The organism is Actinosynnema sp. CS-041913 (genome assembly GCF_050942485.1).
In the GTDB taxonomy this organism is placed as follows: Bacteria; Actinomycetota; Actinomycetes; order Mycobacteriales; family Pseudonocardiaceae; genus Actinosynnema.
The window spans coordinates 4337498-4356447 of the sequence record NZ_CP192037.1 but is presented as its reverse complement, the minus strand read 5'-3'; the positions used below and the strand labels follow the sequence as shown (position 1 = coordinate 4356447).

The window sequence follows — 18950 nt, the reverse complement described above, 5'->3', positions numbered from 1 at the left end:
CTCCGAAAACGCGGTCATGAGGGGCACGATGATCACACTTCAGCACAACACCGCGCCGGCTGTCCCGGAACAGGCGGCGTGGGCGGGCCTCCAGGTCGTCCTGCTGTGCCTGCTCGGCGGCACGGTGGGGCTCGGCCCGCCGGGCTGGCTCGTCGGCCTCGCGTACGGCTTCGGCACCTGGGTGCTGCTCAGCGCGGCGATGGTCCGGTTCCGGGTCCGGGCCCTCGGGCCCGCCGACCGCGTGACGCTGGGCCGGGGCGTGCTGGTGGGCGGCGTGACGGCGCTGGTGGTCGACGGCGCGGGGACGACCGTCCTGGTGGTGCTCGCGTCCGTGGCGCTGGCCCTGGACTTCGTGGACGGCCGGGTCGCGCGGCGCACCGGCACCACGTCACCGCTGGGAGCGCGGTTCGACATGGAGGTCGACGCGTTCCTCATCCTCGTGCTCAGCGTCCACGTGGCCGGCACGTTCGGCCCGTGGGTGCTCGCCATCGGGGCGATGCGCTATGCCTTCGTCGCGGCGTCCGCAGTGGCGCCGTGGTTGCGCGGGGAGCTGCCGCCGAGCTTCGCGCGCAAGGCGGTGGCGGCCGTGCAGGGTGTCCTGCTGGTCGCCGCCGCGTCCGGGATCGTGCCGTTCGCGGACGTCTTCGTCGGACTCGCGCTGGCCGCGCTGGTGTGGTCGTTCGGCCGCGATGTGCGCCGGCTCCGGCGGAGCAGGGTTCCAGTGGCCACCGCGGCCACACCGGTGAAGGGATGCTCCCGTGTCTGATCGGAACGTCGTCGCGCGCGTCGGCGACATCGTGCTGTGGGGCTTGCAGATCCTGCTGGCCGCCTACTTCGTCTACAGCGGATACCTGCTGTTCGGCGACGACTTCGTGCGGAAGTTCGACGAGATCGGGTTCGGGCAGTGGCTGCGCTACCTGACCGGCACGCTGGAGATCGCGGGCGCGGTCGGCCTGCTGGTCCCCCGGCTGTGCGGGCTCGCCGCGCTGGGCCTGGTCGGGGTGATGGCCGGAGCGGTGGGCACCGAGCTGTTCCTGCTGGCCAACGGGGACGCGCAGTTGCCCGCCGTGCTGCTGGTGGTGGCGGCGGTCGTCGCGTGGTTCCGGCGGGACACCGTCCGGGCGCTGACCGGTCAGCTCGCGCCGGGGCGTTTCGGGAAGTAGCGCAGCACGGCGACGTCGCCCAGCGCCGTCACGTCCTCCAGGTGGAACCGGCGGGCGGGACCGCCGGGGAACTCGTCGGGCAGCACGAACCGCGGCGCGGACGCCTGGCCGATCAGCATGGGGGCGACCGCCATGCGGACCTCGTCGGCCAGGCCTGCCGCCAGGAACGCCGTGTGGACGCGTCCGCCGCCCTCCACCATCAACCGGTCCACACCGCGCCGCCCGAGGTCGTCCACCAGCGCCGCGAAGTCGATCGTCGGGCCGAGGGAGACCACGTCGGCCAGGCCGGCGAGCCTGGCCGAGGCCGTCGGCAGACCGGAATCGGTGGTGTAGACGAGCTTCTCGCCGCCGTGGTGCCAGAACAGCAACTCGGGATCGAGGTCGCCGGACCGCGTGACGGTCACCTTCAGCGGGTATTCGGGGCGGCCGGCCGCCATCCGCGCGGCACGGCGGTCGGGGCTGTTGACGAGTAAGCGCGGGTTGTCCCGGCGCACGGTCTCCGCGCCGACGAGGATCGCGCCGGACTCCGCGCGCAGGCGGTCCACCTGGTCGAAGTCCTCGGCGTTGGACAGCGGGAAGCGGTCCGCGCTCCGGTCGTCGATGTAGCCGTCCACGCTGACGGCGACGCTGAGCAGAACGTGAGGGCGGTTCACGCGGACCACCGTACCGACCTTTGAACCACCTACCCCGAGCGCACGTTTCCCCATCGGACGACTGGAGGGCTTCATGACGGCGGACCGTTGGCGTCGGGCCGCGGCTTGGGCGCTGACCGGGCTGGCCGCGCTGCTGGTGCTGGTCGTGCTCGTCGCGCCCAACGACCTGGACCGGTTCTCACCGGGTGCGTTCCTGCGCATCCCGGCGGAAGGGCTGCTGGGTGTCGTGCTGGTGCTGGTGCTGCCCGGTCGGGCGCGGTGGGCCGCAGCGCTGGCGGGCGGGGCGCTTCTCGGGCTGATGGCCGTGCTGAAGATCCTGGACATCGGCTTCGACCAGGTGCTGTACCGGCCGTTCGACCTGGTGCTGGACTGGCCGCTGCTCGGCCCGGCGGTGGACTTCGTGGAGGTGACGGCGGGACCGGCGGCTGCGGTCGGCGCGGTGGTCGGGGCCATCGTGCTGGCGCTCGTCCTGGTGGCGTCGGTGACGCTGGCGGTGCTGCGCCTGTCCCGGCTGGTGTCCGGGCACCGGCCGGTGGCGCTGCGGGTCGTGGCCGTGCTCGCGGTGGCGTGGATCACCCTGCCCGGCACGCCGGTGACGTCCGACAGCGCGGCGGTGTTCGTCTTCGAGCACGCGCGGCGGGTCGGGGTCGGGCTGCACGACCAGGAGGCGTTCGCCGCCGAGGCCGCGGTCGACGCGTTCCGCGACACACCCGGCGACCGGCTGCTGACCTCGTTGCGGGGCAAGGAAGTCGTGGTCGTGTTCGTCGAGAGCTACGGGCGGGACGCGGTCGAGGACCCCGAGATCGCGCCGTCCGTCACGCGGGTCCTGGACGACGGGACGCGTCGCCTCCGGGACGCCGGGTTCACGTCCCGCAGCGCGTTCCTCACCTCGCCGACGGCGGGTGGCGGGAGCTGGCTCGCCCAGGCCACCCTGCTGTCCGGCCTGTGGATCGACAACCAGCAGCGCTACCGCAACCTGGTCAGCAGCGACCGGCTCACGCTCAACGGCGCGTTCCGCCGCGCGGACTGGCGGACCGTCGGCGTCATGCCCGGCATCACGCAGGCGTGGCCGGAGGGCGCGTTCTTCGGCCACCAGCGCATCCTCCCGGCGGACGGCCTCGGCTACCGGGGCCCGCGCTTCGGCTACGCCACCACGCCCGACCAGTACACCCTGGCGGCGTTCGAGCGGTCCAAGGGCGACTCGCCGGTGATGGCCACCATCGCGCTGGTGACCAGCCACGCGCCGTGGTCGCCGGTCCCCCGGCTGCTCGACTGGCGGGACCTGGGCGACGGCTCGGTGTTCGCCGACATGCCGAACGGCGACGTGGTCCCGGAGGCGATCTTCACCCGCGACCCGGCACAGGTGCGTGCCGACTACCGCCGGTCCATCGAGTACTCGCTGAGCACTCTCGTCTCCTACGTGGAGAACTACGGCGACGACGACCTCGTGCTGCTGTTCTTGGGCGACCACCAGCCCGCGCAGGTGGTGACCGGTGGCGACGCGGGCCGGGACGTGCCGATCACCCTCGTGTCGCGTGATCCGGCCGTGTTCGACCGGATCGCGGGCTGGGGCTGGGACGAGGGCCTGAAACCCGGTCCGCAGGCCGCGGTGTGGCGGATGAATGCGTTCCGGGACCGGTTTTTGAGTGCCTTCGGGCAGGCGAGCCCGTGATCGGCGGGGGCCGGACCGGTCCGCAATAGTGTGAGGGCACCGGCTTCCAGGAGGTCTGCGTGAAACTCGCCGTCCACTTCCCGAACTTCAGCCTGCCCGACGCGCCGAAGTCGTTGCCGGGGGCGCTCGCCGACACCGCGCGTGCCGCCGAGGAAGGCGGGTGCGCGGCGTTCACGGTGATGGACCACTACTTCCAGATGGAGCACATGGGCGGCCCGGCGGAGCCGATGCTGGAGGGCTACGCGGCGCTGGGTTTCGTGGCCGGCCAGACCTCGCGCATCACGCTCGGCACGCTGGTCAGCGGCGTGACCTACCGCCACCCCGGTCTGCTGGCGAAGGTCGTGACGACGTTGGACGTGCTGTCCGGCGGGCGGGCGCTGCTCGGGGTGGGCGCGGCCTGGTACGAGCGGGAGCACCGGGGTCTGGGTGTGCCGTACCCACCGGTCGCCGAGCGGTTCGAGCGGCTGGAGGAGACGCTGCTGATCTGCCGCCAAATGTGGAGCGACGACACCGGGCCGTTCTCGGGCCGGCACTACCAGCTCGCCGAGACGGTGTGCGTGCCGCGGCCGGTCCGGCGGCCTCCCGTGCTGATCGGCGGCGGTGGTGAGCGGAAGACCTTGCGGCTGGTCGCCCGCTATGCCGACGCGTGCAACCTGTTCGGGACCGGCCGGGCTGCGGTGGCGCACAAGCTGGAGGTGCTGGCCCGTCACTGCGAGACGGAGAAGCGCGACCCTACGACCATCGAGAAGACGATCCTGTTCGGCGGTGATCCGTTGGAGGACCCCGGGGGTTTCGTCTCGGAGATGGACGAGTACGCGGAACTCGGCATCTCGCAGGTGTGGCTGAACGCTCGCGGGCCCGTGCCGGCCGAGTGGGTGAGGCGGGTGGTCGACACCGTGGGTGATCGGGTGCAAGTCCTGTAGGTCGCGGCGAGGGTGTGGCCGGCGGGGCTGTTGCTGGTCGAGCGCCTGCTAGTCGAGCGGCGGGGTGGGTGGCCGTCGGTCGGGCAGTGGCGGGTTGCCGCGTGGGCGGAGGCGGCCCATCGGTAGTGGTGGGGCGGGTAGGCGGTCGCCGGGGTAGCCGTGGACCGCGCCGAAGCGGTCCGATTCCGCCTGCCACTCGTCGCGGAACCGGGCTATCTCGTCGTGGTCGCGGCCGACGAAGTTCCACCACATGACGATCTCCTCGCCGAACGGCTCGCCGCCGAGGAGCATCACGCGGGCCGGGCCTTCCCCCGGGTTCGCCAGGTGGAGGGTGCGCGTGCCGGGGCCCGTGTAGCCGAGTTCGGCGTGGCCCAGCCGGGTGCCGGCCAGTTCGGCCGTGCCCTGGTCCACCAGGACGCCGTGCTCGAACGCCGGGTCGACGTCGAGCGCCAGGTCCGCGCCGGGGTCGAGGACCAGTTCCGCGCCCAGCAGCGGCGTGAACGTCCGCACCGGGGACGTGTGGCCGGCCAGCGTGCCGAGGAAGACGTGGGCGGTCGCGCCGTTCAAGGTGATCGGCTGCGGGGTGTGGTGCTGGAAGTCGCGCGGGGTGTCGCGGTGGTGGTCCGGCAGGGCGATCCAGAGCTGCACGCCGTGCAGGACGGTGGTGTCCGGGGTGGAGACCTCCGAGTGGCAGATGCCCCGGCCGCCGGTCATCAGGTTCAGCTCGCCGGGCCGCACCACCGCGTGCACGCCGAGGCTGTCGCGGTGCTCGATCTCGCCGCTGAACAGCCAGCTCGCGGTCTGCAGGCCGGTGTGCGGGTGCGGCGCGACGTCCATGCCGCCGGTCGCCGACACGTCGTCGGGGCCGTAGTGGTCGGCGAAGCACCACGCGCCGATCATCGACCTCGACCGCTGCGGCAGCGTGCGACGCACGGTCATCGCGCGCGGGCCGCCCAGGGGCACGTCGCGCGGTTCCAGGACCTCCACCTTCGACTCCGGGCCCGACGTGCCGGTGCACACCAGTTCCGCCGGGCTGGTCTCGACGTTGCTCATCGCGCGGGCCTCGGTCGGGTCGTCACCAGGCCATCGTAGAGCGAGCGGGCGGGTGGCAGCGCCGATCACGCCTTCACCCGGTCCGGCCACGCGTCGGGTCCGTTCGGTGGCAGGCCGTCAGCCGACCGGCCGCACCACGGTCCCCTCCGCCCGCAACTGCCGCAACGCCTGCTCGGCGGTCACCTCGCCGGGCTGCGTCCGCGCCGCGATCGCGCCGCTCACCGTCGCGGTCGAGAACGACGTGCCCTTCCACGTCGCATAGCCGGGGAACTCCACGGTCTGCCCCGACCGTAGCTGCACCTTCCCCTCCAGGTAGGTGCTGACCAACTCGTCGCCGACCGCCGCGCACGCCACCCACGGCAGGTCCGGGCTGTACGGGGCCGGGGCGCCGTCGACCGCGGTGGCGCCGACCGCGACCACGCCCGGCAGCGCGGCCGGCCAGGTCGGCGACGTGCGGGTGATCCCGTGCCGGATGCCCGGCACCGCGCCGTGGTTGCCCGCCGCCGCCACGACCAGCATGTGCGGCCGGAGCCGTTCGACGGCCCGCTGCACGGCCAGGGGCGCGAACCCGTCGTGCGAGCGGCTGCCCATCGCGAGCGCGAGCAGGTGCACGCCGTCTTCGAGGAACCGTGCCATCCCGGCGACCGTGTCCCACGCCGTGGCCCGGCCTTCGGAGTCCAGCACGTGCCGCACCACGAGCGTCGCTTTCGGGGCCTGGGCGGCGATCAGCCCGGCGACGAACGTCGCGTGCCCGTCCTCCCACGGCGTGGGGTCCGTCGGGTGCGGGTCGAGCACGGTCGCCGGGTCCGGCGTCTCGACGTGCCCGGCCAGGTCGGGGTGCCGGTACAGCCTCGTGTCGAGCACCCCGACCCGCACGCCCTCACCGGCGTCCGGGTCCGCGCTCCGCCGCTGCGGCGCGTCGGCCGGGTGCGGGTCGAAGTCGCCGGACATGGACTGCGTCTGCGGGTACGCCCCGAACTGGTGGCTCACGTGCCGGTTCTTGCCCAGCACCGGGTTCCACCCGCCGCACTCGGCCGCGACCCTCCTGCGCAGCTCGAACAGCACCGGGTCGATGTCCATCGCCAACACGGTGCCCGCCTCGACGGCGTACGAGAGCTGCAACAGGGCCAGGTCGAGCACCTCCACCTCCGCGGTGCGGACGAACTGGACGCCGAGCGCGTCGAGCGCGTCCTCGACGATCCCGATCTCCCGCAGGTCCACGATCAGCTCGTCCGGCTGGGCGGTCGCCGGCACGTCCGGCAGGTAGTACTGCATGGCGTTCCTTCTCTCGGTCGGGTCTCCGCTTGATCTCCGATGCCGCATCCTCCTCCGCTGATGCGTTGGCAGGGGGATTTCCACCAGGCACTCTGGGCGTATGCCGCACTCCGCCCTGCACGAGGCACGCGAGGCGGTGCGGCTCGCCGACACGGACCCCGGCCGCTCGCTGCCCGCCGCCGAACGCGCCGCCCGCCGCGCCGCGCGGGAACGGGACCGCGAGGCGTCCGCCCTGGCCGAGCAGGCGTGGGGGCACGCGCTCCAGCAGTGCGGCGAGGTGGGCGAGGCCGTCGTCCACCTGCGCCGGTCGGTGCGCCACGGCTCGTCGGCCGGGCGGCCGGAACTCGCCGCCGAGAGCCGGATGAAGCTCGCGTTCGCCTTGGCGCAGCGCGGCAGCACCCGTTCCGCGCTGCATGAGATCGACGCCGCGCTGACCGTCCTCACCGGACACGCGGGCGCGAAGGCACGGGCGCAGCGCGCGGTGATCCTCTACCACGTCGGGCGGCTGGACGAGGCCTACGCCGACTACCAGGCGGCGGCCCAGGCGCTGCGCCGCGGCGGCGACCGGCTCGCCCTGCAACGCGTGATGATGAACCGCGGCATCCTGCAGGCCGAGCGGTACGACTTCGACGCGGCCGAACGCGACCTGGCCGAGGCGGACGCGCTGGCCCGTGAGCTGGGCCGCGACCTGGTGGTCGGGATCATCGCGGAGAACATGGGCTTCGTGGCGGGCCTGCGCGGCGACGTGCCCGCCGCGCTCGCGTGCCTGGACCGCGCGGAGGACGTCATCGGCCGCCACGGCGGCCAGACCGCGCCAGTGCTCCAGGACCGGGCGGAGCTGCTGCTGTCCGTCGGGCTGGTGTCCGAGGCCCGGCACGCCGCCGAACGGGCCGCCGAGGCGTTCCGGCGGGAGAACCGCAGGCTCAGGGTGGCGGAGATGCTGTTGCTGCTGGCCCAGGCGGCGCTGCTGGAACGCGACTGGGCGACGGCGGCCGAGCACGGCGGCGGCGCGCTGCGCGCGTTCACCCGGCAGGGACGTCCGCAGTGGGCGGCCTTGGCGCGCTCGGCCGTGCTGCGGGCCGAACTCGGCGCGGGCTCGCGGATCACCGTGCGGCACGCCGAGACGATGGTCGCGACCCTCGCGGAGGGCCGTCCCCTCGCCGCCGTGCAGGCCCGCCTGGACGCCGCGCGGCTGGCCGACCTGCGCGGCCGGCACGCGGTGGCCACGACCCACCTGACCGAGGCCGCACGAGCCCGTCGACGGGGGCCCGCGACGCTGCGTGCCCGTGGCTGGTACGCCGAAGCCCTGCTGCGGCAACGCGCCGGCAACCCACGCGGAGCGGCCCACGCGGCACGGGCCGGACTACGCGTGCTCGACGAACACCACGCGGCACTCGGCGCGAGCGACCTGCGCGCCTACTCCGCGACCCACCGTGCCGACCTGGCCGACCTGGGCCTGCGCGCGGCACTGGCGGGAGGCCGCCCCACCGCCGTCTTCGAGTGGGCCGAACGAGGCCGCGCGAGCCGCTTCCTGCACCGACCCGTGCGGCCACCCGACGACCCGGAACTGGCCGACCTCCTCCCCCGCCTCCGCGCCACGACCGCCGAGCTGGACCGGACCCCGGGGACATCCAGCCGCCTGGCGAGCCGACAGGTGGAGCTGGAACGCCGAATCCGGGACCGAAGCCGCTTGCTCCGCGCGGATCTGACGTCCGCCACCCGGCATGCGTCGCCCCGGGAACTCGCGCGGGTCCTCGGTGACCGGGCACTCGTGGAGTACTTGCAAGTGGACGACGACCTGCTGGCACTGTCCTTGGTGGATGGACGGCTGCGCCTGCACACCCTGGGTTCGGCCGCCGAAGCAGCCGACCTGCTGGACCGCGTACCGTTCGCACTGCGCCGCCTCACCAGACCCGGCAACGCCAAACCGGCGGAGACCCTGTTGCACGGCACGGCAACCCGCTTGGACGAACTGCTGCTGACCCCCGTCGACATAGGCGACCGACCACTCGTGGTCGTCCCCACCGGCGTGCTGCACAGCCTGCCCTGGTCGATCCTGCCGTCCTGCGCGGGCCGCCCGGTCGCGGTGTCCCCGTCAGCCGCACTGTGGCACGAGGCCGCGACCCGTCCACCCATCGCCGGCGACGTGCTGGTGGCGGGCGGACCGGACCTGCCCGGCGCACGGGAGGAAGCCGCAGCCGTCGCGGCGATCCACGGCACGACCGCGTTGCTGGACGACGCGGCGACCGTGGACGCGGTGCTGACGGCCCTTGCGACAGCCGGCACCGCCCACCTTGCGGCACACGGCGTGTTGGCCGCTGACAACCCTTTGTTCTCGGCTCTACGCCTGCATGACGGACGACTCATCGTCCACGATGTGCAACGGCTCAAGCGCGTGCCGGACACTGTGTTGTTGGCGGCGTGCGACGTGGGCCGGTCCGTCGTGTGCTCGGGCGACGAACTGCTCGGCCTCAGCGCGACTTTCATCGAACGCGGAGCAGCGCGCGTGATCGCCTCCGTGGTGCCGATCCACGACACCGAGACCAAGCCCCTGATGACCGCTGTCCACCGACGGTTGGCGGCAGGCGAACCCCCGGCACGTGCGCTCGCCTCCGCACAACAGGAAGTGGCAACCACCAGCCCGGCCGCGTTCGCCGCCGCAGCCGGCTTCGTATGCATCGGCGCCGGCTGAACATCGAGGCCTGCGCACACCGCGACCCAAAGCTTGCGCGAGCACACCGACCCGGAGTCTGCGCGAGCACACCGACCTAAGCCTGCGCGAGCACAAAGAAGGGGCCTCGTGTTCTCCCCGTATGGCCTGCCCGCAGGGCTACCGCGCTTGTCAAGGAGGTGCAAGCACGCTCTTCGCTTGCACCTCCTTGACAAGCGTGGTGGTCTTTGACCAGGTCATACGGGGGGAACACGACGCCTTGGCATTTCCTCCCCGGAGGCCTGCCCAGCGGCGAGCGTCGCTTTTGATCTTTGGTCTTGAGGCGGTCGCGATCGCGCTTCGACGAAGAGCTACAAGCGTCCTCGCCGGACAGGCAGGCCGCCAAGGATGATCACAAAAGCAGGACCAGGGCGTCGTGCCATCCCCGTATGACCTGGTCAAAGACCACCACCCTTGGGTGGGGAGCGCAAGCGAAAAGCGTGCTTGCACTCCCCACCCAAGCGCGGTTCCCTGCGGGCAGGCCATACGGGGATGACACGCAGCCCACCGACAGGAGTGCGCGCTGCGCGCGCCACGGCTTTGCGGTGGTTGGGTCTGTTGGCTGGTGTTGCGGCGGTTGCTCAGCCGGCCGGCTTCCAAGGTGCGAAGGGGCCGTCGCGTTCTGTCTTGGTCGCCGTGTGCAGGTTGCCGTCCGGGCCGATGAGCAGTGCCACCAGTCGGCCGTCTCCGTCCACTGCCGCTGCCGGGTGGTCCAGTACCTTGCCGCCGATTCCGGTCCATGAGCCGGTCGCGTCGGTTGTCACGCCGCCTGTTCCGTCTCGTCCCACTACGGTCACCCGGTCGAAGGCGGATACCGCTGCCGGGCCTCCGGGTCCGCCTGGGCCGGGGCTTCGGATCGGAGCTGTCCAAGTTCTGCCCGATCGGGCAATTTTGGCGACCTCTCCGGTTTCCGCCACCGGGACGACGACCGTCGTCCCGGTCGGGCCGGCTACCGCTACCGGCGCGCCGGCGGGGGGTACCGCAGGGAAGGAGTCGTCCCAAGTGCCTGCCCAGTGGACGACGGCCTTGGTCGTGCCTGCGAAGACCTCGGGTGTGCCGTCCGGGCCTTGTGCCGCGCTCAAGCCGTCCTGCACGTCGGATCCGCCGAGTCGGCTCCACGGGCCCCATCGGCCGTCTGTGTCCTGTTCGGCGCGGCTGATTCCGCCCTGGCCGTCGCGTACGAACACGGCCAGCCGGCCGTCCCGGTGGGCCGCCACCGCCGGGGTTCCCACCCTGCTGTCGCCGGGGTCCGGGCTGCCCAGGCCGTTCCAGCCCCGGTCGTCGCGGCAGGTGATCTCGCGGGTGTCCAACCGTCGTCCGCAGACGGTCAGACCGCCTCTTCCTACGCCCACGGCCAAGCCTGTCGCCAACGGTCCGTCGGCTCGGTTCGACTCCGTGTTCTCCCAGGTGTCGCCGGACTGCCGCCATTGCGTGACCTGCCTGCCCTGGACGGCGAAAGCGTGCAGTCGGCCGTCCGGTGCTCGGCCCACCCAGGACGTGCCCCGGTCCCACCGGTAGTACATGCGGCGGGGCCAGCGGTCGTAAGCGGTCGGGCCGTGGGCCAGTTTGTCGTGGCGCTGGTAGGCCGCGAAGTGGCCTATCTTGTCGTTCTGCTGGGTCGGGTCGAGGTTCACCGGCGCGTTCTCGATGTTGTAGTCGCGGTACCCGATCTGGGTCAGGCTCGGACTGCCCTGGGTACGGCGGTAGACGCGGGCCGCGGCCTCGGCGAACCGGGCGCTCATGACGTGGTCGGGGTGGTCGTGCCACGGTTTCCAGAACGGGTAGTCCGGGTCCGGGTCGCTGTCCTGGGTGCGCAGCACGGTCGGCCGGAACTCCGCCATCAGGCGGGCCAGCACGCGGATCAGGCCGTTGCCGGTGTACCTCGACGGGGTGGTGACCTGGCCTCCGGTCGGCAGCAGGCTGTCCACCGAGTACCAGCCGCCCCGGTCCTCCCACAGGCGGCGCAGCGCGCCCCGGCCTCCCTTCGCCCTCGGGTCGGCGTCCTCCGGCAGGTTGAGGAACACCAGCGACACCAGCGGGCGGGCCTTGAGCGTGTACCGCTCGGCCGTCCGACCGTCGGCCAGCAGCAGGGCCGCGCCGTCCCATTCGTCCGGAACGCCCGCCATCTCCGCGTAGGCCGCGCGGGCGCCTGCCTGGCGGGCCGCCGAGTAGCCGCTCGCGTCCGCCTCCTCCGCTTCACCCGCCGTGAGGAACACCGTCATCATGCGGTTGCCCGATCGGACCGCGTCCCGCACATCCGGGTTCATGAAAAGGAGATCGTCGTCGTGGTGCGCCACCACCTGAAGGTGTGCGACCGCGTGGCCCGCCGTGGGCCGTGCGGTAGGGTCTCCGCAGGCCACGAGCACCGCCAACGCCAATGCCAAAAGCAGTGCGAACGGCTGTGTACGCGCCATAACCCCAAGTGCCCCCATCGCATTCCACCCCTGCTGCGACGGACAGGCTACCGACAGAAAGGCGACAGCGCAGAACCCGTGATCAGTATGACGCCGAAGCAACGGGCGAGGGTTGTGCGGCGTCGTTAACAGGTGGGATTACACGACGGTAGCCGGCACGGACAGTGTCTTGAGGGGTTTCGAGGGGACTTGTGCGCATCTCGGTGGTGGTCCCGTGCTTCAACGAGGAAGCCGGGCTGGAAGACCTGTACGCGGCGCTGATGCGCACGCTGCCGGCGCTGAGCGAGGACTTCGAGGTCCTGCTCGTGGACGACGGCAGCAGCGACGGCACGCTCGCGCTGCTCCGCCTGCTCGCGGAGCGTGACCGGCGGTTCAAGTACCTGGCGCTGAGCCGGAACTTCGGCAAGGAAGCCGCCATGCTGGCCGGGCTCGGCCACGCCACCGGCGACCTGGTGGCGATCATGGACGCCGACCTCCAGCACCCGCCGGAGCTGCTGGAGCGCATGATCGGCCTGGTCGGCGCGGGCTACGACCAGGTGATCGCCCGGCGGTCCCGGCGCGGCGAGGCCCCGCTGCGCAAGCTCGTCTCGACGCTCTACTACCGGATGATCAACAAGGTGATCGACGTCGAACTCCAGAACGGCGTCGGCGACTTCCGGGTGCTCAGCAGGCGCGCGGTGCAAGCGCTGCTGTCACTGGGCGAGTACAACCGGTTCTCCAAGGGCCTGTTCTCCTGGATCGGCTTCGACACCGCCGTCATCGACTACGACAATGTGGTGCGCAACACCGGGAACAGTAGCTGGACGTTCCGCAAGCTGCTGAACTACGGCATCGACGGCGTGGTGTCGTTCAACTCCAAACCGCTGCGCGTCGCGATCTACCTGGGCGCGCTGGTCACGGCGGTGGCGTTCGGCTACGCGATCTGGGTGCTGGTGACCGCCGTGCGCAACGGCGTGGACGTGCCCGGTTACGTCACCCTGATGTGCGGCATCCTCGTGCTGGGCGGGTTGCAACTGCTGTTCCTGGGCGTGATCGGCGAGTACGTCGGCCGGATCTACTCCGAGTCGAAACGCCGGCCGCACTTCCTGGTGAAGGAGTCCGGCGGCGCCGGGCACACCCCGGTGACGCTGCCGCTGGGCCGCGAGGTGGCCGAGCACGCGGCGGAGATCATGGGCGAGGTCGTGGCCGGACCCTTCACGGAGCGGACCACTCGGTGACCGCTCGGCTGGGACGCATCGTCCGGTTCGGACTCGTCGGCGTGGTCAACACGGGCGTCTACTACGGCCTGTACCTGCTGCTGCGCCTGGCCATCCCGTACCTGGCGGCGCACGTGGTCGCGTTCCTGCTGGCCATGGTGGGCTCGTACTTCCTCAACTGCTACTTCACGTTCCGCACGAAGCCGTCATTACGGACGTTCCTGCTGTTCCCGCTGTCCAATGTGACGAACTTCGTGGTGACCACCGCCGGGCTGTACGTCCTGGTCGCGTGGTTCCAGGTCAACCAGCGGATCGCGCCGCTGCTCGCTTCGGCGGTGGCGATCCCGTTCACGTTCATCGTCGCGCAGCTCGTGCTGATGGGTCGCCAGCAGCCGGCCGCGCCACTGATCAAGGAAGAGGAACGGACGTCGTGACGACGCTCGTCCACCGGCCGGCGCGGGGACCGCTGGTCGCGCTCGGCGTGTGCGCCGCTGTGGTGCTGATCGCGCAGATCCCGTACCTGCGCAACCGGCTGTTCTACGTGTGGGACGACAGCGCGGTGCAGTTCCTGCCCACCTGGCACCACCTGGGAGACCGGCTGCTGGAGGGTGACTGGCCGCCCCTGCTGGACCTGGACAACTGGATGGGCGGCAACTTCGCCGCCGAGGCGCTGTTCGGGATCTGGAACCCGGTGAACCTCGCCAACTACGTGCTGGTCTCGCGGTTCGACGACCTCGCGGTGGCCTCCGTGGTGGTGAAGACCGAGTTCCTGACGCTGCTGGCGCTCGGCGTGTACCTGCTGTGCCGGGAGTACGGCGCGGGGCGCGGCCCGGCGGCGGTGATCGCGATCGCGCTGCCGTTCAGCGGGTTCACCCTGTACTACGACGCCGCGACCTGGGCGGCCGGGCTGATGGCGTTCACCTGGCTGCCGTTCACCTGGTGGGCGGCCCGGCGGGCGGCGCGCGGCGCGGGCAGCCCGCTGTGGGCGTTCCTGTTCGGCGCGCTCGCGGTGACCACCGGCAACCCGTACGGCCTGCTGGGCGTGTGCGTGGTGCTGGGCGCGCTGCTGGTCGAGTCGTGGCTGAAGCGGGACCGGACGGCGCTGGTGCGGCTGCTCGTCGTGGGCGGGCTGGTCGCGCTGCTGGTGCCGCTGGTGTACCTGCCGCTGCTGGGCAGCTCGTCGGTGACCACGCGGGCGGGCCAGGGGTTCGCCAGCGACGGGGTGCTCATGCCCCGGCTGTCCGAGCTGCTGAACATGAGCATGGCGAGCCACCAGCCGATGATCAAGGGCTTCGGGCACAGCGTCCGCATGCTGACGCCCAGCGTGTACTTCGCGTGGTTCGTGGTGCCACTGCTGCCGTGGCTGCACTGGGGCCGGATCCGGGAGCGGTGGCGTCCGCTCCTGGGCGTGTTCCTGGTGGCGGCGGCCTACCTGCTGCTCGCGATCGGGCCGTCGAACCTGTGGATGTTCCGGTTCCCGCTGCGGCACCTGGAAGTCGTCTACCTGGCGTTCGCCGTGCTGTTCGCGGTGCTGCTGACCGGCGGTCCCCGGCTGGACCACGTGCGGCGGCGGGTGGTGTTCACGGCCGGCGCGCTCACGTTGACGGCCTACCTGACGTTCGCGGCGAGTCCCTGGCAGTGGCGGCACCACCTGGTGGCGCTCGCGCTGCTGGTGGTCGGCGTGTCGCTCGCGCTGTGGCTGGCCCGCCGCGGCCGGCAGCTCGTGAGCTACGGCGTGCTGGTCGTGGGTGTCGCGGTGGGACTGGTGGCGCAGACGTCGTGGTTCCCGTTCAACGGGGACGTGGCCGTGCACCACTACCCCCGGTCGATCCCCGAGCTGCGCGCGCAGACGCCGCCGCACCGGGGCACGACGTTCCCGGTCGGCATCGCGCTGCCGGGGAACGTGGGCCTGGTCGCCGGGCTGTCGTCGGTCGGCTCGTACACCGGGATGTCGTTCCGCGAATTCTCGGCGGCGGTGTGCATGGCCTACCACGGCGGCACCTGCGCGGGCAGCCTGGAGAAGATCTTCACGCCGACCGCGCTGGACGGCCGCCCGCTGGTCGACCTGATGCGGGTGGAGAGCGTGGTGGTCGAGAACGCGTTCCGGCCGGGCGTCCAGCCGCCGCCCGGCTGGCGGATCTCGTTCCAGTCCGCCCAGGAGACCGTGCTGAGCCGCGAGCAGCCCGTGCCGTGGCCCGACGGGCGGCTGTCGCACGCCACGGCCGGCGTCCAGGTGGGCGAGGACGTCGCCCCGGACGACCGGGACGAGTCGGTGCGCTTCACCAAGCAGCGCGGGCAGGCGGGCACGCTGGTCTTCGCCCGGCTGGCCTGGCCCGGCTACCGCGCCGAACTCGACGGCCGTGAGCTGGCCACCCGGCAGGGCCCGGCGGGGCTGCTCGCGGTGGACCTGCCGGCGGATGTCGACAGCGGCCGGCTCACCCTCCGGTGGACGCCGCCGGGGATGCCGCTGGGCAGCGTGCTGGCGGTGCTGAGCCTGTTGTGCGCGCTCGGGTACGGCGGTTTCACGCGGTGGCGGGCGCGGCGGGACCGGCTGGAGGTGCCCGAGGAGCGGCCGAAGGCGGCCGAGCTGTCCCCGACGGGGGTCTGACTTCGCGGTGGCGACCGCAGGCGGCCCAGCCGTCCTCGGCAGGGCTGATCCGAAACACGGTGGCGGCCGACGCACCCCTCGACCGTCGGCCACCACCGCGACCCCCCACCACGACCCCCAGTCGCGTGCTTCGCCCGCAGTGGCTCGGTGAAGGTACGCCGGTGACCACGGCGCGGAACGCCAGAACGCGCACCGGAACTTGTCGATTCGCGTACGGCCGGGGTAAGTGCCGGTACGGTGGCAGCGAAGGCACGAAGGCAGGTGACGAGTTGACCGATTTCGCCACGGACGCCGCCAATCCTCCGCAGGCCCGACTGGAGGAGTTCCAAACGGTCGCTTCGAGCGCGTTCGCCCCATTGGCCATCACCCCGCACGACATCCGGGACGTGCGCGCACGGATACGCGCCGAGCACACCGGCGGACTTCTGGTGTCCGACATCCGGTCGTCCGCGTGCACGGTGAGCCGCCATTCCCGGCACATCAGTTCGACCGACAACGACGTGTACAAAGTCGCATTGCAGCTTTCCGGGCGAATGGTCGTCACCCAGGACGGGCGGCGCAGTGTGATGGCACCCGGCGACCTGGCCATCTACGACACGACCAGGCCCTATTCACTCGAACACCGGGACTGCGCGCTCGGCCGTGACGACGATTTCCGCACCATCGTGATCGCCTGCCCCCGGCCGTACTTCGCGGCGGATGCCGACGCGTTGCAGCAGGTCCTCGCCCTGCCGTTGGCCACCGGGCGGGGCGTGCGGCGGCTCGTCGCCGGGTTCTTCACCGGTCTGGCGGACGAACTGGAAAGCGGTGTGGCGCAGGGCGGAATACATTTGGCCGATTCCCTGGTCGACATGATCGCGATGACGTTCGCCGGGCGGGAAACGCCCGTGGAGAACGACCGGTCCGGGTTGCCCGACCGGATACTCGCCTACTGCGAGGCCAATCTGGCCGACCCGGATCTGTCACCCCGGACCATCGCGCGGGCGCACCGGATTTCCGTCCGGTACCTGTACCGGCTGTTCGCCGACCAGGACCGGCCGCTGTCCGCGTGGATCCGGAGCAGACGGCTGGAGCGCATTCGACAGGATCTGGAAAACCCGCGACTGGCCGGTCGCACGGTGGCCGCCGTCGCCGCCCGTTGGGGGCTTTACGACGCACCGCACGTCAGCCGTACATTCCGCACGGAATACGGCATCAGCCCCTCGGACCACCGACGGCACGCGCTCGCGTCGCGAGCCGTTCTGGCGGACTCCACGGGAGGCTGAGCCGACCGCACCCGGCGACCCCGACGTGGGAGCCGACCGCCCGGATGGCGCCGGGGTCGGTCCGCTATTGCCCGAAGCGCTCCAGCAGCTCGTCGGTGATTTCCGCGAGGCGCGCCGCGTCCGCCGACGAGAACAGGCTGCCGCGCACACTCAGCTCGCTGTGCGTGGTGAACGCGGTGAGCGGCTCTTCCGGCGGGTTGTCCAGCAGCCGCACGATCGGCGGGACCACGGCGGTGGCCGGTTTCGCCGATGCCTTCTGCTGTTCGATGTAGGCCGCCGTCGGCGGGTCGAATTCGCCGACGAATCCGGTGGACGTCGTGCCGGGGTGGAACAGCACGTAGCGCACCGGGCCCGCGCCGTGCCGCTCCGCGAACGTCACGCCGAGCAGGTCATCCAGCCGGCCGGTCATGAACATCCCGTGCACGCCGTCGTAGTCGCGCGCGCTCTGGAGGTCGTCCCAGGGAACCGGGGTGTCGTGGCCGGGGCCGGCGACGTTGACGATCACCGGGTGGTCGGTCTTCTCCAGCGCGGGCCGGAGCCCGTAGCTGAACAGCACCCTGCTCAGGTAGAACAACGCGAAGTTGTGCTCGAAGCCCTCCGCCGTCACCGCCCGGTAGGTGCGGAAGTAGCGCGCGCACAGCACCAGGCCGTCGACGCTGGGGTGCTTCTCCAGGATCGCGTCGACGGTCCGCCGGTTGTTCGACACCAGGCTCAGGTCGGCTTGGAGGAACTCCAGGCTGCCGGGCGCGCGCTCGGCGTCCCGGATGAGCGCCGCGCCCTTCTCCGGGTTCGTGCCGAGGGCCACGACGTGGTCACCCCGGGAAAACAACGCGCGCGCCACGGCCGCACCGATGCCGTCACTGGCGCCCGTGATCACGTATGTCCTCGTCAAGCCATGCTCCCTGGTAATCGGTACCGGTTGTCAATGGGCAGTCGGATTCCTATTGCCCACCGTAGATCGATCCGACATCAACCTCGACCTCTGGGCCAAGGCGGCGACACGCGCCGGGAACGATTCTCAGGACGAATCCGAAACGTCGCGGAACACGATCGCCGCGCCCATCGCCGCGTCGGCCGGCACGAATACGTCACCCGCCGCCGTGCGCCGCGTCGCGATCCCGTTGTCCCGGAGCAGCCGCCCGGTCACCGCTACGTCCCGCACGCCGACTGTGAACCCGACCAGCGCGGGCAACGCGAGGGGCCGCTCTCCGGGCAGCAACGTCCCGAGATCGCCGTCCGCGACCAGGTTCAGCCGGGCGACGCCGAGGTCGAACATCCGCGTGACGCCGTCGTGCTCGGCGGTCCGGTCCAGATACGCGGTGTACCGGGCGGTGACCGCGTCCAGCTCGTCCGCCGCGACGCACACCACGGCTTCCAGCAGCGCCACCGCGCCGTTGGGGTGCTCCAGGAGCCGCGTTCCCTGGATGTCCGGATCGAGGTCGGCCACCACGCCGATCCGCCCCTCGGCCTCCGTGCCGGGTCGGTCGCCGTCGATCTCCAGGTACCGGACGGTCTCCATCGTGGTGCCTGCGTCGGTTCGCACGGGCCGCTGCACGGTGTTCACGCCACCGTGCCGCACGCCCGCGCCGGCCAGCCGCTCGGCCGTGGTGTCGATGTCGGCGGAGGAGAACATCAGGATGTGCAGGCCCTCGAACCGGTCCAGGCACACCGCCAGGTTGGCGCTGGTCGAGCCGATCCGTTCCAGCAGCACGGGCAGTACGTCGGGCGGTGCGAGCAGCGGCACCAGCTTCGCGTCGGCCGGGATTTCGGAGTCCGCACGGACGACGGTCGCGAGTTCCAGGAAGTCGCGGGCGAAGTCGGCGTGCGTGTTGGCCGCCCCGAAGGGCACCGGCTCGGCGCCCTCGTGCGGCGCCATCGTGGGATAGCCGGGCGGCGGTACGGCGAACCCCAGCCGCCGGTAGAGCGCGAGCGCTTCGGCCATGTCCCGCACGACGTGTCCGATGTGGTGCAAGCCGGTGATGTCGAAACCCATGCGCGTCAACGTATAGGCACCTCCG

Annotated in this window: 15 protein-coding genes; 9 read left to right on the top strand and 6 right to left on the bottom strand. The window is 71.7% G+C overall.

The genetic code is table 11. From position 1 onward, the window contains the following. Nucleotides 1-28 precede the first annotated feature (28 nt). Both ACQPZF_RS20240 and ACQPZF_RS20235 read left to right on the top strand, forming a co-directional pair. Nucleotides 29-766, top strand: a complete 738-nt coding sequence (locus tag ACQPZF_RS20240) for a CDP-alcohol phosphatidyltransferase family protein (protein ID WP_433273885.1) — start codon at nt 29-31, stop codon at nt 764-766. Further along, entirely contained in the window at nt 759-1163 is a 405-nt protein-coding gene (locus ACQPZF_RS20235; RefSeq protein WP_433273883.1) for a DoxX family protein, read from the top strand. The genes ACQPZF_RS20240 and ACQPZF_RS20235 overlap by 8 nt, the downstream gene beginning before the upstream one ends. On the opposite strand, the gene ACQPZF_RS20230 is transcribed toward ACQPZF_RS20235, so the two are convergent. Then, complete coding sequence (locus tag ACQPZF_RS20230; RefSeq protein ID WP_433273881.1) at nt 1133-1816, bottom strand: RibD family protein; 684 nt, start codon at nt 1814-1816, stop codon at nt 1133-1135. The genes ACQPZF_RS20235 and ACQPZF_RS20230 overlap by 31 nt on opposite strands. Nucleotides 1817-1889: 73 nt before the next feature. Between ACQPZF_RS20230 and ACQPZF_RS20225 the strand changes: the two genes are divergently transcribed. Next, complete coding sequence (locus ACQPZF_RS20225) at nt 1890-3488, top strand: sulfatase (protein WP_433273879.1); 1599 nt, start codon at nt 1890-1892, stop codon at nt 3486-3488. A gap of 59 nt (nt 3489-3547) precedes the next feature. Beyond that, nucleotides 3548-4411: an LLM class F420-dependent oxidoreductase gene (locus tag ACQPZF_RS20220; protein WP_433273877.1), complete on the top strand. Its 864-nt coding sequence runs from the start codon at nt 3548-3550 to the stop codon at nt 4409-4411. 48 nt (nt 4412-4459) lie between these two features. Here ACQPZF_RS20220 and ACQPZF_RS20215 read toward each other — a convergent pair whose 3' ends face one another. Both ACQPZF_RS20215 and ACQPZF_RS20210 read right to left on the bottom strand, forming a co-directional pair. Continuing rightward, a complete protein-coding gene (locus ACQPZF_RS20215; protein WP_433273875.1) occupies nt 4460-5464 on the bottom strand; it encodes a pirin family protein in 1005 nt (334 codons plus the stop codon). 117 nt (nt 5465-5581) lie between these two features. After that, nucleotides 5582-6739 carry a S8 family peptidase gene (locus tag ACQPZF_RS20210; protein ID WP_433273873.1) on the bottom strand — a complete coding sequence of 386 codons (1158 nt, stop codon included), beginning with the start codon at nt 6737-6739 and terminating at the stop codon, nt 5582-5584. Nucleotides 6740-6839: 100 nt separating this feature from the next. Here ACQPZF_RS20210 and ACQPZF_RS20205 point away from each other — a divergent pair, with 100 nt between their 5' ends. Beyond that, complete coding sequence (locus ACQPZF_RS20205; protein WP_433273871.1) at nt 6840-9431, top strand: CHAT domain-containing protein; 2592 nt, start codon at nt 6840-6842, stop codon at nt 9429-9431. Nucleotides 9432-10030: 599 nt separating this feature from the next. Here the strand turns inward: ACQPZF_RS20205 and ACQPZF_RS20200 are convergent. After that, nucleotides 10031-11746: a PIG-L family deacetylase gene (locus ACQPZF_RS20200; RefSeq protein ID WP_433273869.1), complete on the bottom strand. Its 1716-nt coding sequence runs from the start codon at nt 11744-11746 to the stop codon at nt 10031-10033. Nucleotides 11747-12054: 308 nt separating this feature from the next. Here ACQPZF_RS20200 and ACQPZF_RS20195 point away from each other — a divergent pair, with 308 nt between their 5' ends. The 4 genes from ACQPZF_RS20195 to ACQPZF_RS20180 all read left to right on the top strand — a co-directional run bounded on the left by ACQPZF_RS20195 (nt 12055) and on the right by ACQPZF_RS20180 (nt 16932). After that, complete coding sequence (locus ACQPZF_RS20195) at nt 12055-13080, top strand: glycosyltransferase family 2 protein (protein ID WP_433273867.1); 1026 nt, start codon at nt 12055-12057, stop codon at nt 13078-13080. Continuing rightward, the gene (locus ACQPZF_RS20190; RefSeq protein ID WP_433273865.1) at nt 13077-13493 is read left to right on the top strand and encodes a GtrA family protein; all 417 of its coding nucleotides are present in this window, start codon (nt 13077-13079) and stop codon (nt 13491-13493) included. The genes ACQPZF_RS20195 and ACQPZF_RS20190 overlap by 4 nt, the downstream gene beginning before the upstream one ends. After that, the gene (locus ACQPZF_RS20185; protein ID WP_433273863.1) at nt 13490-15667 is read left to right on the top strand and encodes a hypothetical protein; all 2178 of its coding nucleotides are present in this window, start codon (nt 13490-13492) and stop codon (nt 15665-15667) included. Before ACQPZF_RS20190 ends, ACQPZF_RS20185 begins: the two co-directional genes overlap by 4 nt. Nucleotides 15668-15936: 269 nt before the next feature. Continuing rightward, a complete protein-coding gene (locus tag ACQPZF_RS20180) occupies nt 15937-16932 on the top strand; it encodes a helix-turn-helix domain-containing protein (protein WP_433273861.1) in 996 nt (331 codons plus the stop codon). A 64-nt stretch (nt 16933-16996) separates the two neighbouring features. Here ACQPZF_RS20180 and ACQPZF_RS20175 read toward each other — a convergent pair whose 3' ends face one another. Continuing rightward, a complete protein-coding gene (locus ACQPZF_RS20175; protein ID WP_433273859.1) occupies nt 16997-17824 on the bottom strand; it encodes an SDR family NAD(P)-dependent oxidoreductase in 828 nt (275 codons plus the stop codon). A gap of 126 nt (nt 17825-17950) precedes the next feature. Further along, nucleotides 17951-18925, bottom strand: coding sequence for a VOC family protein (locus ACQPZF_RS20170; RefSeq protein ID WP_433273857.1), 975 nt, complete (start codon nt 18923-18925; stop codon nt 17951-17953). Between the last annotated feature and the right edge of the window lie 25 nt (nt 18926-18950).